General features: G+C 60.6%; 13 protein-coding genes. 6 read left to right on the top strand and 7 right to left on the bottom strand.

Annotation, left to right across the window (positions count from 1 at the left end; translation table 11 throughout):
* The gene (locus QOL84_RS15955) at positions 1 to 384 is read right to left on the bottom strand and encodes a hypothetical protein (protein WP_129388650.1); all 384 of its coding nucleotides are present in this window, start codon (positions 382 to 384) and stop codon (positions 1 to 3) included.
* Between the two features lie 148 nt (positions 385 to 532).
* On the opposite strand from QOL84_RS15955, the gene QOL84_RS15950 reads away from it, so the two are divergent.
* Together QOL84_RS15950 and QOL84_RS15945 are read left to right on the top strand one after the other, a co-directional pair.
* A complete protein-coding gene (locus tag QOL84_RS15950) occupies positions 533 to 730 on the top strand; it encodes a cation transporter (RefSeq protein WP_283437822.1) in 198 nt (65 codons plus the stop codon).
* Positions 731 to 894: 164 nt separating this feature from the next.
* A complete protein-coding gene (locus QOL84_RS15945; RefSeq protein ID WP_129388656.1) occupies positions 895 to 2,097 on the top strand; it encodes a multidrug effflux MFS transporter in 1,203 nt (400 codons plus the stop codon).
* A gap of 5 nt (positions 2,098 to 2,102) precedes the next feature.
* On the opposite strand, the gene QOL84_RS15940 is transcribed toward QOL84_RS15945, so the two are convergent.
* The 3 genes from QOL84_RS15940 to QOL84_RS15930 all read right to left on the bottom strand — a co-directional run bounded on the left by QOL84_RS15940 (position 2,103) and on the right by QOL84_RS15930 (position 3,813).
* Positions 2,103 to 2,276 carry a hypothetical protein gene (locus tag QOL84_RS15940; protein WP_007914687.1) on the bottom strand — a complete coding sequence of 58 codons (174 nt, stop codon included), beginning with the start codon at positions 2,274 to 2,276 and terminating at the stop codon, positions 2,103 to 2,105.
* Positions 2,277 to 2,473: 197 nt separating this feature from the next.
* Positions 2,474 to 3,487 carry a zinc-binding alcohol dehydrogenase family protein gene (locus QOL84_RS15935; RefSeq protein WP_283437821.1) on the bottom strand — a complete coding sequence of 338 codons (1,014 nt, stop codon included), beginning with the start codon at positions 3,485 to 3,487 and terminating at the stop codon, positions 2,474 to 2,476.
* A 32-nt stretch (positions 3,488 to 3,519) separates the two neighbouring features.
* Positions 3,520 to 3,813 carry a putative quinol monooxygenase gene (locus QOL84_RS15930; RefSeq protein ID WP_283437820.1) on the bottom strand — a complete coding sequence of 98 codons (294 nt, stop codon included), beginning with the start codon at positions 3,811 to 3,813 and terminating at the stop codon, positions 3,520 to 3,522.
* Between the two features lie 119 nt (positions 3,814 to 3,932).
* On the opposite strand from QOL84_RS15930, the gene QOL84_RS15925 reads away from it, so the two are divergent.
* The 3 genes from QOL84_RS15925 (at position 3,933) to QOL84_RS15915 (ending at position 7,426) form a co-directional block, all read left to right on the top strand.
* Positions 3,933 to 4,862 carry a LysR family transcriptional regulator gene (locus QOL84_RS15925; protein WP_283437819.1) on the top strand — a complete coding sequence of 310 codons (930 nt, stop codon included), beginning with the start codon at positions 3,933 to 3,935 and terminating at the stop codon, positions 4,860 to 4,862.
* Between the two features lie 316 nt (positions 4,863 to 5,178).
* The gene (locus QOL84_RS15920) at positions 5,179 to 5,910 is read left to right on the top strand and encodes an ArsR/SmtB family transcription factor (protein ID WP_129388668.1); all 732 of its coding nucleotides are present in this window, start codon (positions 5,179 to 5,181) and stop codon (positions 5,908 to 5,910) included.
* Between the two features lie 142 nt (positions 5,911 to 6,052).
* Positions 6,053 to 7,426: an MFS transporter gene (locus QOL84_RS15915; protein WP_283437818.1), complete on the top strand. Its 1,374-nt coding sequence runs from the start codon at positions 6,053 to 6,055 to the stop codon at positions 7,424 to 7,426.
* Between the two features lie 79 nt (positions 7,427 to 7,505).
* On the opposite strand, the gene QOL84_RS15910 is transcribed toward QOL84_RS15915, so the two are convergent.
* The 3 genes from QOL84_RS15910 to QOL84_RS15900 all read right to left on the bottom strand — a co-directional run bounded on the left by QOL84_RS15910 (position 7,506) and on the right by QOL84_RS15900 (position 10,727).
* Positions 7,506 to 8,459, bottom strand: a complete 954-nt coding sequence (locus QOL84_RS15910) for an adenosine deaminase (RefSeq protein ID WP_283437817.1) — start codon at positions 8,457 to 8,459, stop codon at positions 7,506 to 7,508.
* A gap of 80 nt (positions 8,460 to 8,539) precedes the next feature.
* Positions 8,540 to 9,505 (bottom strand): 2-oxoglutarate and iron-dependent oxygenase domain-containing protein, encoded by a 966-nt coding sequence (locus QOL84_RS15905; protein WP_283437816.1) that lies wholly within the window; start codon positions 9,503 to 9,505, stop codon positions 8,540 to 8,542.
* A gap of 148 nt (positions 9,506 to 9,653) precedes the next feature.
* Entirely contained in the window at positions 9,654 to 10,727 is a 1,074-nt protein-coding gene (locus QOL84_RS15900) for a BMP family ABC transporter substrate-binding protein (protein WP_283437815.1), read from the bottom strand.
* A gap of 275 nt (positions 10,728 to 11,002) precedes the next feature.
* Here QOL84_RS15900 and QOL84_RS15895 point away from each other — a divergent pair, with 275 nt between their 5' ends.
* Complete coding sequence (locus QOL84_RS15895; RefSeq protein ID WP_283437814.1) at positions 11,003 to 12,094, top strand: calcium:cation antiporter; 1,092 nt, start codon at positions 11,003 to 11,005, stop codon at positions 12,092 to 12,094.
* The last annotated feature ends 8 nt before the right edge of the window (positions 12,095 to 12,102 follow it).

Below are 12,102 nucleotides of genomic sequence, written 5' to 3'. Positions count from 1 at the left end.
TCAATATTCGAGATCGGCGCGCTTCAGATAGACGCCTTCCGAATTCATCGCCAACCGATACTTCAACACGTCACCGGCATGCAGTTTGATCTCCTGCGAACCCGGCGCGAGCATGCCCGGGTTGCAACCGGCAACCTGGCCCGGCAGCAACTTCAAGCGCAGCGACACCGTGCCCGGCGGCAGGTTGAAGGAAATACTCTGCTCCTGCAGCAGCCGCGCCGAGAGCTGATCCTGGATGTACACGCCGATCTCGCAGGAGGTCGACACTTCCAGGCGCTCGCGGGAAATGATCAGCACTGCGTAATCCTCGCCGGCAGCTTGCGCTTGAGGGAGGGCGGTAAAAAGGCTGAGAAAGCCAAACAGGCTGAAAACTGACCAGCGCATGGCTGAATCTCCTGAATTGAAGTCATTGATCTACGCAGCTTGGCCGAGCGCGGCGCCGATTGCCAGCCCGGCAGTTTATTCAAGAACTTGACCTTGCCATCGTGGCAAGCTCGAGACTGCCGGCAACCCCACTCAACGGAGTCATTCCATGCAAGTGTTCAATGTTCAGGGCATGTCTTGTGGTCACTGTGTCAAAGCCATCACTAACGCGCTGCAGGCCAAAGATCCGGCGGCCAGCGTGCGGGTCGATCTGGCGGCGAAAGAGGTCGGCGTGGAAAGTGCGCTGAGTGCCGAGCAGGTGATTGAGGTCATCAGCGACGAGGGCTACGCCGTCAAACTCGCCTAGAAGCAAAAGATCGCAGCCTTCGGCAGCTCCTGCACTGAATAATGTAGGAGCTGCCGAAGGCTGCGATCTTTTGCTGTTTTTATAGTTAGCGAGCTATCGGAATGTTCAAGGCGTCCGGGCGCAGCTAGACTGTCGGGCTGCCGACTTGTCTACCTGGATGCCTGATGAACTTCCGTACCATTCTGATTCTCGGTGCCTTGACCGCCTTCGGGCCCTTGGCGATCGACTTCTATCTGCCTGCTTTTCCCTCGATGGCGCTGGCCTTCGGCACCGACGAGAAACACGTGCAGATGACCCTGGCGGCGTATTTCGCTGGCCTGTCCATCGGTCAGCTGGCTTACGGCCCGGTAGCGGATCGCTTTGGTCGGCGGATTCCGCTGCTCGTCGGGCTGACGCTGTTCACCCTGGCTTCACTGGCCTGCGCCTATGCGCCGAATCTGCAATGGCTGATCGGCGCGCGCTTCGTTCAAGCGCTGGGTGGTTGCGCAGGGATGGTGATCTCGCGGGCGGTGGTCAGTGACAAATGCGACGCAGTGGGCTCGGCAAAAGTCTTCTCGCAACTGATGCTGGTGATGGGCCTGGCGCCGATTCTGGCACCGATGCTCGGCGGCCTGCTGGTCAACACCACCGGCTGGCAGTCGATTTTCCTCGTGTTGACCGGGTTCAGCGCACTGGCTGGCCTCGCGGTAGCACTGGGCTTGCCGGAAAGTATGCCGGCGCATATGCCGCGCCAGCCGTTGTCCGGCGCACTGCGCCAGTATGGGCGCCTGCTCAAGGATCGGGTCTACCTCGGCCACGCCCTGACCGGCGGCATCGCCATCGCCGGGATGTTCGCCTACATCGCCGGCTCGCCGTTCATCTTCATCAAACTGTACGGCGTTCCGGCCGAGCACTTCGGCTGGCTGTTCGGCACCAACGCGGCGGGTTTCATTCTGGTCGCGCAGGTCAATGCGCGGTTGCTGGCCAAGCGTGGCCCGGCGTTCCTGCTGTCGCGGGCGGTCTGGGTTTATCTGGCGGCGGGGCTGACCTTGCTGGCCGTCAGCGCCTTGCACACGGAATCCTTGTGGCCGTTGCTGATCCCGTTGTTCATCTGTGTTTCCAGCCTGGGCTGCATCAGCCCGAATGCGGCGGCCTGCGCAATGAACGGGCAGGGCGGGCGTGCCGGCAGTGCTTCGGCGTTGCTCGGCTGCATGCAGTTCAGCGTCGCCGCCGGCGCTTCAGCGCTGGTCGGCGTGTTGCACGACGGCACGGCGGTGCCGATGGCCATCGTCATCAGCTTGTGTGGTGTGCTGGTGGTGAGCGTCGCGTTGCTCACCCGGCGTTTGCAAAATGCCCGGGCGCTGGCGCAGGCGCAAGCTGAGGTCTAGAAAACTCAGCCGGCAGCGCGTTGCTGGCTGCGGTCGGGAATCTGATGGGGCGCGCAGAGTCGCGCTTCGAGGGTGCGGGTGAAGGCCAGTGCTTCGGCTTCACTGCGGAATGTCACGGCGTGCTGGTCGAGACGAACCTGCCATTGAGACTTTGCCACTTCTTTTATCAGGATCTTCATTGCTGACCTCCCTTGCGTAAAAGATGTATCGCAGAGGCTTCGATTGTAGTCCTGAATACGATCGCAATTGTGACAAGGATCAGCCATCTGACTGAAGACAAAGATCGCAGCCTGCGGCAGCTCCTACACGGCCGCGCGCAATAAACCGTGGCTCGTCACCCCCTGTAGGAGCTGCCGAAGGCTGCGATCTTTTGACTTTAGAAACTTTCTAAAACAATTTTCCCCTTGGCCTTGCCACTCTCCAGCAACTCATGCGCGCGACGCAGATTGGCCGCATTGATCACACCGAAATGCTCACCCACCGTGGTCTTCAACGTCTCCGCATCAATCAGCTCCGCGACACGATTAAGCAGCTTGTGCTGCTCGATCATGTCCGGCGTCTCGAACAGCGAGCGGGTGTACATGAACTCCCAGTGCAACGACAGGCTCTTGCGCTTGAGCTTGCTCACGTCGAGCGACTTCGGATCGTCGATCAACGCCAGTTTGCCTTGCGGCGCGAGCGCCTCGACCAGTTGATCCAGATGCTGATCGGTCTGGGTCAGGCTGGCGACGTGAGTCACCTGGTCGATGCCGGCGCGCTTGAGCTCTTCACTCAATGGCTGGCTGTGATCGATCACCAGATCCGCGCCCAGTTCCTTGACCCAATCGCGGGTCTGCTCGCGGGACGCGGTGCCGATCACCTTCAGCCCGGTCAACTGCTTGGCCAATTGCGTGAGGATCGAACCCACCCCGCCGGCCGCGCCAACGATCAACAGGCTCTGGCCTTCAGCGGTTTTGCCTTCGCGGATTTGCAGGCGCTCGAACAACAACTCCCAGGCCGTGATCGCGGTCAGCGGCAGGGCGGCGGCTTCGGCGAAACCGAGGGATTTCGGCATATGGCCGACGATGCGCTCATCAACCGTGTGCAGTTCACTGTTGCCGCCAGCGCGGGCGATGGAGCCGGCGTAGAAGACTTTGTCGCCGGCCTTGAACAATGTCACTTCGCTGCCGACTGCCTTGACCACACCGGCAACATCCCAGCCCAGCACATTCGCGGCACCATTTTCCGGCGCCACGTTCTGCCGCACTTTGGTGTCGACCGGGTTGACCGAAATCGCTTTGACTTCCACCAGCAGGTCGCGCGGGCCAGGGACCGGCTCTGGCAACTCGATATCTTGCAGGGCTTTGGCGTCGCTGATTGGCAGGGATGCGTAATAGGCGATGGCTTTCATGAAGGGCTCCGTACAGGTAATGGAAGAAGGAATCAGGCAATCGCGCCGAGGCGCTTGAGCTGGAAGTGTTCGATGGTCTGGCCGGCAGTGGCCTGGAAGTGCAAAAAGTGCGCGCTGGCGTTGTGCGCCTGGAGGATCTCCTCACTGGCCCAGTGTTCGATCACGTAGAAAACCTGCGGATCGGTGAGATCGCGATGCAGGTCGTACTGGCTGCAACCGTCCTCGGCACGGCTTGGTGCAACCAGTGCGCGCAGGCTTTGTTCGAGAAGATCCTGCTGGCCGGGTTTGGCAATCAGGGTAGCGATAGCGGTGAACGGCTGAGACATGTTCGGCTCCAGAGCAGCGGGATGAATTCGATGGACAGATGATTGGCTATTTCTCTGCAAGATAAAACCGGCTAAAAGAGCACTCTCTTTCAATGTTTTTTTGATAATCGAGGCTGGGAATGCTGCGTTTCGATGACTTGCAGTTGTTTGTCCGGGCAGCGGATCTGGGCAGCCTGTCGGCTGCTGCGCGGGTAATGGACATGTCCGCCGCCGTGGCCAGCGCGGCGCTCAAACGTATCGAGCAGCAACTCGGCGCACGCTTGCTCGCCCGTTCGACGCGCAGCCTGCGCCTGACGGCCGAGGGTGAAGGTTTTCTCGAATACGCGCGGGCGGCATTGAGCAGTCTCGATGAAGGCCGGCGCCTGCTCGCCAGCGGGCAGGATCAGGTCAGTGGGGTCTTGCAGCTGTCGGCGCCTTCGGATTTCGGGCGCAATCTGTTGCTGCCGTGGCTCGACGAGTTTCAGCGCGAACATCCGAAACTGACGGTGCGCCTGCTGCTCGGTGACCGCATCGCCGATCTGTTTCGCCAGCCGGTGGATATCGCCTTGCGCTATGGCGAGCCGGAAGACTCAAGCCTGGTCGCCCTGCCGATCGCCCCGGACAACCGCCGCGTGCTCTGCGCCGCCCCGGCCTACCTGGCCCGGCACGGCGAACCGCACCAGCTCGAGCAACTGGCCCAGCACAATTGCCTGTTGTACATGCTCGGCAGTCGGGTGCACGACCATTGGAGTTTTCATGACGGCAAACGGGAAGTCGGTCTGACCGTAAGCGGCGACCGCTTCAGTGATGACGCCGACGTCGTGCGCTTATGGGCGGTGGCCGGCGCCGGGATTGCCTATAAATCCTGGCTCGACGTGGGCGCCGATGTGCTGGCGGGCCGGCTCAAGGTGTTGATGCCGGAGCTGCTGTGCGAGCGCGCTCCGCTGAATTTGCTGTGCGCACATCGCGCACAATTGAGTAAGCCAGTGAACCTGTTGAGGGAAATGCTTGCCAGCCGATGCGCTGAATTGAGTAGTCAATTTCCCGATTTCTCGAAACTTGATCATTAGTCGCAGTTAAATAGAGAAATTTCTGTCAGGAACAATCACCACCCGCGCAGGCTCCGGCGCGGGACGGAGCTTGCATCCCGCTTATACTAGCGCCTGCCTCATGCCAGTACCGAAACCCCGGTGCGGACACCGTCAGACCAAGCGGGTCCTGTTCAAATCAGGGCAGCGCAAGGCCGCGACGTCTATGCCGGGAGGTGTTGTGCCAAGGGTCTGCATTGCCCCGGCACGTGGCGTTTTTCGCGTCTTGGCCGCCGACCCATTACTGGTCAAGATGTCTGCGAGCAGTAGACGATACGATTCCACAGGGAGTGAATACATGGAACATGCACCTTGCATCAGCCAGATCGCCACGTTGCTGGCCGACCCCAAGCGCAGCGCGATGATGTGGGCGTTGATGGATGGTTCGGCCCGGCAAACCGAGGAACTTGCGCTACTGGCAGGGCTGTCACCGTCGTCGGCCAGCGCGCATCTGGCGCGGCTGTCCACAGGCGGTCTGTTGAAGGTCGAAGTCCGTGGTCGCAAGCGTTTTTTCCGTCTCTCGGCACCGGAGGTCGGTGCGGCGATAGAAGCGCTGGCCAGCGCGACCATCGCCAGCACTCCACGAGAAATACCCGAGGTGTTCAAACGCTCCACGCCCATGGCGAAACCGCAGGCCGCGCCTTCGTCGTTGTTGCGCGCGCGCTTTTGCGACGACCATCTGGGCGGAACGCTGGCTGCCGATCTTTATCAGCGACTGCTCGATGCCGGCTGGATCGAACAGTTTGACCAGCGCGTGGTTGTGACTCACAAAGGCGCGAAGCAATTGGCCGGACGCGGGGTGTTCATCCAGGCGCTGGCCCATCGCAATGTGCAAGTGGCCTGCGCGTGCCCCGACTGGAGCGAACGCCGACCGCACATGGGCGGTTCACTTGGGGCGGCGCTGTTGCAGTTGTTCATGCAGTCCGGCTGGCTGACCTTGCCGAATGATTCCAGAGCGCTGCAATTGTCGGCCACTGGCGAACGCGAATTGCTGCGCTTCGCCAAGGAAACCGCGCTGCAAATGGCGTAGTAGAGCCGCGCGTCATTAACGTTCGGGGCTGGCTCAATGTTGCTGACGTCGTCTACGGCTGCGAACAGGTCGCATCCAGCACGAACGCAGGGTCGCTATCGCGCACACTCGATCCGGGGACTTTTCGGATGGGGGAGGCGGCATGGACACTCACGGCTTCAGCGCGGCAGAACGCTTGGAACGACTGCCGATCAGCGGTTATCACCGGATCATTTTCATCATCATTGCCTTGGCGTTTTTCTTCGACTCCATGGACCTGGCGATGATGACGTTCCTGCTCGGCTCGATCAAAGCCGAGTTCGGCCTGAGCAGCGCCCAGGCTGGGCTGCTCGCCAGCTCGAGTTTTTTCGGCATGGTGCTGGGGGCTTCGTTGTCCGGCATGCTCGCCGACCGTTTCGGGCGCAAACCGGTGTTCCAGTGGAGCATCGTCCTGTGGGGCGTGGCCAGTTACCTGTGCTCGACGGCGCAAACGGTCGAGGCTCTGACACTGTTCCGCATTCTGTTGGGGATCGGCATGGGCATGGAGTTTCCCATCGCGCAGTCGATGCTGTCCGAGTTGATTCCCGCCCGGCGACGCGGGCGCTACATCGCCTTGATGGATGGCTTCTGGCCGTTGGGTTTTGTCGCGGCGGGGGTGCTGTCGTATTTCCTGCTGCCGCTGATTGGCTGGCGTGACATCTTTCTCGTATTGGCGGTGCCGGCGGTGTTTGTCCTGGCGATCCGTTTCTTCATTCCCGAATCACCGCGCTGGCTGGAGCAGGCCGGGAGAGATGACGCGGCGGACAAGGTGTTGAGCGGCATCGAAGCGCGGGTGCGTGCGTCGATGGGCGGTGCGGTGCTGCCGGAACCGATTCGCTTGCCGCGTACGGTAACGCCGCCGGGTCATTTCTTTTCGGCGCTCAAGCAGATCTGGTCGCCGCAGTATCGTCAGCGCACAACGATGATCTGGAGTCTGTGGTTTTTCGCGCTGCTCGGTTTTTATGGGCTGACGTCATGGCTGAGTGCGTTGCTGCAACAGTCGGGTTTTGCCGTGACGCAGTCGGTGTATTACACGGTGCTGATTTCGCTGGGCGGGATTCCTGGATTTTTGATGGCGGCGTGGCTGGTCGAGCGCTGGGGCCGTAAACCGGTGTGCATCGTCACCTTGCTCGGCGGCGGGGTGATGGCGTTTCTGTATGGGCAGAGCGCGGTGTTCGGCGGCAACGTGGCGCTGCTGATCAGCACCGGGTTGTTGATGCAGTTTTTCCTGTTCGGCATGTGGGCCGTGCTCTACACCTACACGCCGGAGTTGTATCCGACTTCGGCGCGCGCGACGGGCTCGGGGTTCGCCTCGGCGATTGGCCGTGTGGGCTCGTTGCTCGGGCCATTGGTGACCGGGCTGGTGTTCCCGATAACCGGGCAGGGCGGGGTGTTTGCGCTGGGCGCGGCGTGCTTTGCGATTGCGGCGGGGGTGGTGTGGTTGTTCGGGATGGAGACGCGGGGGAAAACCCTCGAAGAGTTGACCGAGGTGGTCTGAAAAGATCGCAGCCTGCGGCAGCTCCTACAGGATTATGTGTACTCCTGTAGGAGCTGCCGAAGGCTGCGATCTTTTGCTTTTAGGGTTTTGCCAGGCGCGCATCGAGGCTGTTTTGCGCCAGGCGCTTGGCCTGATCCTGGGTCATGCCCAAATGCTCATGCAGCGCGTAGAAGTTCTCGGTCACATAACCACCGAAGTACGCCGGGTCATCGGAGTTCACCGTGACCTTCACGCCACGCTCGAGCATGTCGAGGATGTTGTGCTGCGACATGTGATCGAACACGCAAAGCTTGGTGTTCGACAGCGGGCACACGGTCAGCGGGATCTGCTCGTCGATGATCCGCTGCATCAGGCGCTCGTCTTCGATGGCGCGTACGCCATGGTCGATGCGCTGGATTTTCAGCAGGTCGATGGCTTCCCAGATGTACTCCGGCGGGCCTTCTTCGCCGGCGTGGGCAACGGTCAGGAAACCTTCGTGGCGGGCTCGGTCGAATACCCGCTGGAACTTGCTCGGCGGGTGGCCCATCTCGGAACTGTCGAGACCGACAGCGACAAACGCGTCACGGAACGGCAGCGCCTGATCGAGGGTTTTCTCGGCTTCTTCTTCGCTCAAGTGGCGCAGGAAACTGAGGATCAAACCGCTGGTGATGCCCAGTTGCTGCTCGCCATCCTTCAGTGCCGCCGCGATGCCGTTGAGCACCACTTCAAACGGGATGCCCCGGTCGGTGTGGGTCTGCGGGTCGAAGAACGGTTCAGTGTGAATCACGTTCTGTGCCTTGCAGCGCAGCAGGTACGCCCAGGTCAGGTCATAGAAATCCTGCGAGGTGCGCAGCACATCGGCGCCCTGGTAATACAGGTCGAGGAATTCCTGCAGGTTGTTGAAGGCGTAAGCCTTGCGCAGGGTTTCCACGTCGTTCCACGGCAGGGCGATCTTGTTGCGTTCGGCCAGGGCGAACAGCAGCTCGGGCTCCAGCGAGCCTTCCAGATGCAGGTGCAGTTCAGCCTTGGGCAAGGCGTTGAGCCAGTCGTACATATTCTTTTCTCATCAGGTGCAATGACGGCATTCTACAGATGCGCGCTGAAACAATTGGCAAAACCTGACCAAGCGATCCATCAAACGGCTTCCTGCTCGCGCCGATAAGCGTAGGTATCGGCGAAGCGCGACAGCAGGAATTCGGCGCAGGTGGTGGTCGGATATTTCGCCGGATGCTGTGGGTCCTGACAACCGGGCAAGCATTCGATGCGCGTGTCCGGGTGCGGTTCGGCGAAGAACGGCATCGAATAACGGTCAACGCCGCGCGGGCTGATCACCCGGTGCGGAGTCGAGCGATAACGATCGTTGCTCCAGCGCGCCATCATGTCGCCGAGGTTGACCACGAAGGTGCCGTCAATCGGTGGCGCGTCGATCCATTCACCTTTGACGTTTTTCACTTGCAGGCCGCCGGCGCTGTCCTGATAGAGCAGGGTGATGCAGCCGTAATCGGTGTGCGCGCCGGCGCCTTGTTGCTCGGCGGAGCTGGCGGTGTGGCGCGGTGGGTAATGGATCATGCGCAGGACGCTGACCGGGTCAACGAAGCGGCTGTCGAAGAAATCGCGCTTGATGTCCAGTGCAATGGTCATCGCCCGCAACAGGGTTTGCGCGAGGGCCTGCATGTCGAGGTAATGCTGCTCCATCAGCGCTTCCCAGCCCGGTTGCGCCGGATGCCGGTTCGGCCCGCGCAACGGTTTTTCGGTGAGCACGTCGGGATGGTTGGCCGGCAAGTGCAGGCCCATGTCGAAGGTTTCTTTGAGGTCGCTGGGTTTGCTCGGGTCGAGTTGCTCGGTGGCGATGGCGCCATAGCCGCGATGGTGGCGGGTCTGGGTGATGTCGATCTTGAGTTTTTCGGCGGCGGGGAGGGCGAAGAAACGCTGGGTGTGATCAAGCACGGCGTCGATGCGTTGCGGCGAGATCGGATGACCCTTGATGTAGAAGAAACCCCATTCGCGGCAGGCCAGGTCGATCTGCGCGGCCACGGCAGGCCAGGCGTTTTCGTCGTCGGAGTAGAGCGGGCTGATATCGATGATCGGAAGCTGATCCATACACAATCCTTGAAAAGTACGGGAGATCGTTCCCACGCTCCGCGTGGGAATGCCTCAATGGACGCTCTGCGTCCGCTTTCAGCAGGGACGCGGAGCGTCCCGGGCGGCATTCCCACGCAGAGCGTGGGAACGATCGGGGTCAGGTAGATTACTTCGGCATCTCGGCCTTCATGCCTTCAACGTAGTAGTTCATCGACGCCAGTTCCGCATTCGTCGCACTCACGCCTGCGGGGATTTTCTCGACCCCGGCCTGATCCTTGATCGGCCCGGTGAACGGTTGGAAGGCACCGCTTTTGATGTCGGCAATAATCTGCTCGGCCTCGGCTTTCACCGGTGCCGGCACCAGGTCGCTGATTGGCAGTTCAACCGTGCCTTCCTTCAGCCCGCCCCAGTAATCCTGCGATTTCCAGTTGTGATCGATCACGCTTTGCGTCGCCTGAATATAGTGCGGCGCCCAGTCGTTGACGATCGAGGTCAGCACCGCTTTCGGGCCGAAGTGCGCCATGTCCGAGGCGTAACCCACCGCGTACACGCCACGACGTTCGGCGGCCTGAATCGGCGCCGGGCTGTCGGTGTGCTGGAACACCACGTCGACACCCTGATCGATCAGCGCGTTGGCCGCGTCGGCTTCCTTGCCCGGGTCGAACCAGGAGTTGACCCACACCACTTTGATCTCGGTGCCCGGGTTGTATTTGTTCAAGGCCAGTTGAATCGCGTTGATGTCGCGGATTACCTCGGGGATCGGGAACGAAGCGACATAACCGATCTTCTTGGTCTTGGTCATCTTCGCCGCGAGGAAACCGCCGACGTAGCGACCCTCATAGGTGCGCGCCAGATAGGTGCCGAGGTTTTTGTCCTGTTTATAGCCGGTGGCGTGTTCGAAGGTCACCTTGGGAAATTGCTTGGCGACTTTCAGCGTCGGGTTCATGTAGCCGAAAGAGGTGGTGAAGATCAGGTCGTACTTATCCTTGGCCATGTTGCGGATCACCCGCTCGGCATCAGCACCTTCAGCGACGTTCTCGACGTAGTTAGTGGTGATCTGATTGCCGAATTTCTCGGCGAGAGCCTTGCGCCCCTGTTCATGCTGATACGTCCAGCCGTGGTCACCGATCGGGCCGATGTAAACGAAACCGACCTTCAGCGGATCGGCAGCGCTGGCGCTCAGACTGATCCCCAGACCGAGGGCGGCGCACAGCAGTTTGTGCAGCGGACGTAGTTGCATGAATTCGAACTCCATTTTGTTGTGTGTGGTCAGGGCTAATGCAAATTGCTGACCAACAGGACAACAAACAAAAAAGATCGCAGCCTTCGGCAGCTCCTACATGGGAATGCACAACCTGTAGGAGCTGCCGAAGGCTGCGATCTTTTCAGCGCCAGAACCAACGCAGTGCAACTCAACGGATTCACGCTATCGCTTGGTGCGCTAAGGTGTAACGAAACGTTAGCGCCGCCCCGCAGTCAGTAGCTCATTCGGACTCTTCGGCAAAAAGGCCCGCCATGCTCTCGATCCTCAAGCAAGAAAGCTTTCTGCTATTGGCCGTCATCGCCGCGTGCGTCGCCTATCCGCTGGAACACTGGCTGTTGCACAGTGGTCAGATCGTCGCGCTGGTCGGCGGTCTGGTCATCATCGCCTTCATCGTCGCCGCCTCGATGCGCGTCGCCCATCAGGCCGAATTGCTCGCGGAAAAAGTCGGCGACCCCTACGGCACGATGATCCTGACCCTCGCTGCCGTCTTGGTCGAAGTGGTGATCCTGGCGATCATGATGAGCAACGAAGCCTCGCCGACGTTGGTGCGCGACACGATCTATTCCGCAGTGATGCTCGACATCAACGGCATCCTCGGCCTCGCCGCATTGATGGGCGGGATCAAGCACGGCGAGCAGTCCTACAACGACGATTCGGCACGCAGCTACAGCGTGATGATTCTCACCGCCATGGGCGTGTCGATGGTGGTGCCGGAATTTATTCCCGAGGCCAACTGGAAGATTTATTCGGCGTTCACCATCGGCGCGATGGTGGTGCTTTACGCGCTGTTTCTGCGCATGCAGGTCGGCCCGCACAGCTACTTTTTCAGCTACAGCTACCCGGACAAACGCCGCAAGAAAGAACCTGTCGAGGAGGAACCGAAACCGGTCAGCCTGGCGTTGTCGATCGGTATTCTGGTGTTTGGCGTGGTGGTGATTGGCGCACTCGCCGAGGTGATGTCGAAGACCCTCGATCTGGGTCTGGAAGGCACGGGCGCACCGCCGGTGATCACGGCGATTCTGGTGGCGGCGATTTCCGCGGCGCCGGAGATTTTGACCGCGTTGCGCGCGGCATTGGCCAACCGCATGCAGTCGGTGGTGAACATTGCGATGGGGGCGTCACTGTCGACGGTGATTCTGACGGTGCCGGTGATGGAAGCGATGGCGCTGTACACCGGCCAGCCGTTTCAGATGGCGATGACGCCAGTGCAGACGGTGATGATTTTCCTGACGTTGATCGTCAGTGCGATCAACCTGAATGACGGCGAGACCAATGCCATCGAAGGCATGACGCACTTTGTGCTGTTCGCGACGTTCATCATGTTGTCCCTGCTCGGCCTTTAAGCCCAGCC

The sequence above is a fragment of the Pseudomonas helmanticensis genome, from assembly GCF_900182985.1.
Lineage (GTDB): Bacteria > Pseudomonadota > Gammaproteobacteria > Pseudomonadales > Pseudomonadaceae > Aquipseudomonas > Aquipseudomonas helmanticensis.
This window is presented reverse-complemented; position numbering and strand designations above follow the sequence as displayed.

Coding starts and splice junctions, on each gene's coding strand:
- QOL84_RS15930 (WP_283437820.1), bottom strand. CDS start 3,813: ATGTCTCAGCCGTTCACCGCTATCGCTACCCTGATTGCCAAACCCGGC.
- QOL84_RS15900 (WP_283437815.1), bottom strand. CDS start 10,727: ATGCAACTACGTCCGCTGCACAAACTGCTGTGCGCCGCCCTCGGTCTG.
- QOL84_RS15920 (WP_129388668.1), top strand. CDS start 5,179: ATGGAACATGCACCTTGCATCAGCCAGATCGCCACGTTGCTGGCCGAC.
- QOL84_RS15895 (WP_283437814.1), top strand. CDS start 11,003: ATGCTCTCGATCCTCAAGCAAGAAAGCTTTCTGCTATTGGCCGTCATC.
- QOL84_RS15935 (WP_283437821.1), bottom strand. CDS start 3,487: ATGAAAGCCATCGCCTATTACGCATCCCTGCCAATCAGCGACGCCAAA.
- QOL84_RS15945 (WP_129388656.1), top strand. CDS start 895: ATGAACTTCCGTACCATTCTGATTCTCGGTGCCTTGACCGCCTTCGGG.
- QOL84_RS15915 (WP_283437818.1), top strand. CDS start 6,053: ATGGACACTCACGGCTTCAGCGCGGCAGAACGCTTGGAACGACTGCCG.
- QOL84_RS15955 (WP_129388650.1), bottom strand. CDS start 384: ATGCGCTGGTCAGTTTTCAGCCTGTTTGGCTTTCTCAGCCTTTTTACC.
- QOL84_RS15910 (WP_283437817.1), bottom strand. CDS start 8,459: ATGTACGACTGGCTCAACGCCTTGCCCAAGGCTGAACTGCACCTGCAT.
- QOL84_RS15905 (WP_283437816.1), bottom strand. CDS start 9,505: ATGGATCAGCTTCCGATCATCGATATCAGCCCGCTCTACTCCGACGAC.
- QOL84_RS15925 (WP_283437819.1), top strand. CDS start 3,933: ATGCTGCGTTTCGATGACTTGCAGTTGTTTGTCCGGGCAGCGGATCTG.
- QOL84_RS15940 (WP_007914687.1), bottom strand. CDS start 2,276: ATGAAGATCCTGATAAAAGAAGTGGCAAAGTCTCAATGGCAGGTTCGT.
- QOL84_RS15950 (WP_283437822.1), top strand. CDS start 533: ATGCAAGTGTTCAATGTTCAGGGCATGTCTTGTGGTCACTGTGTCAAA.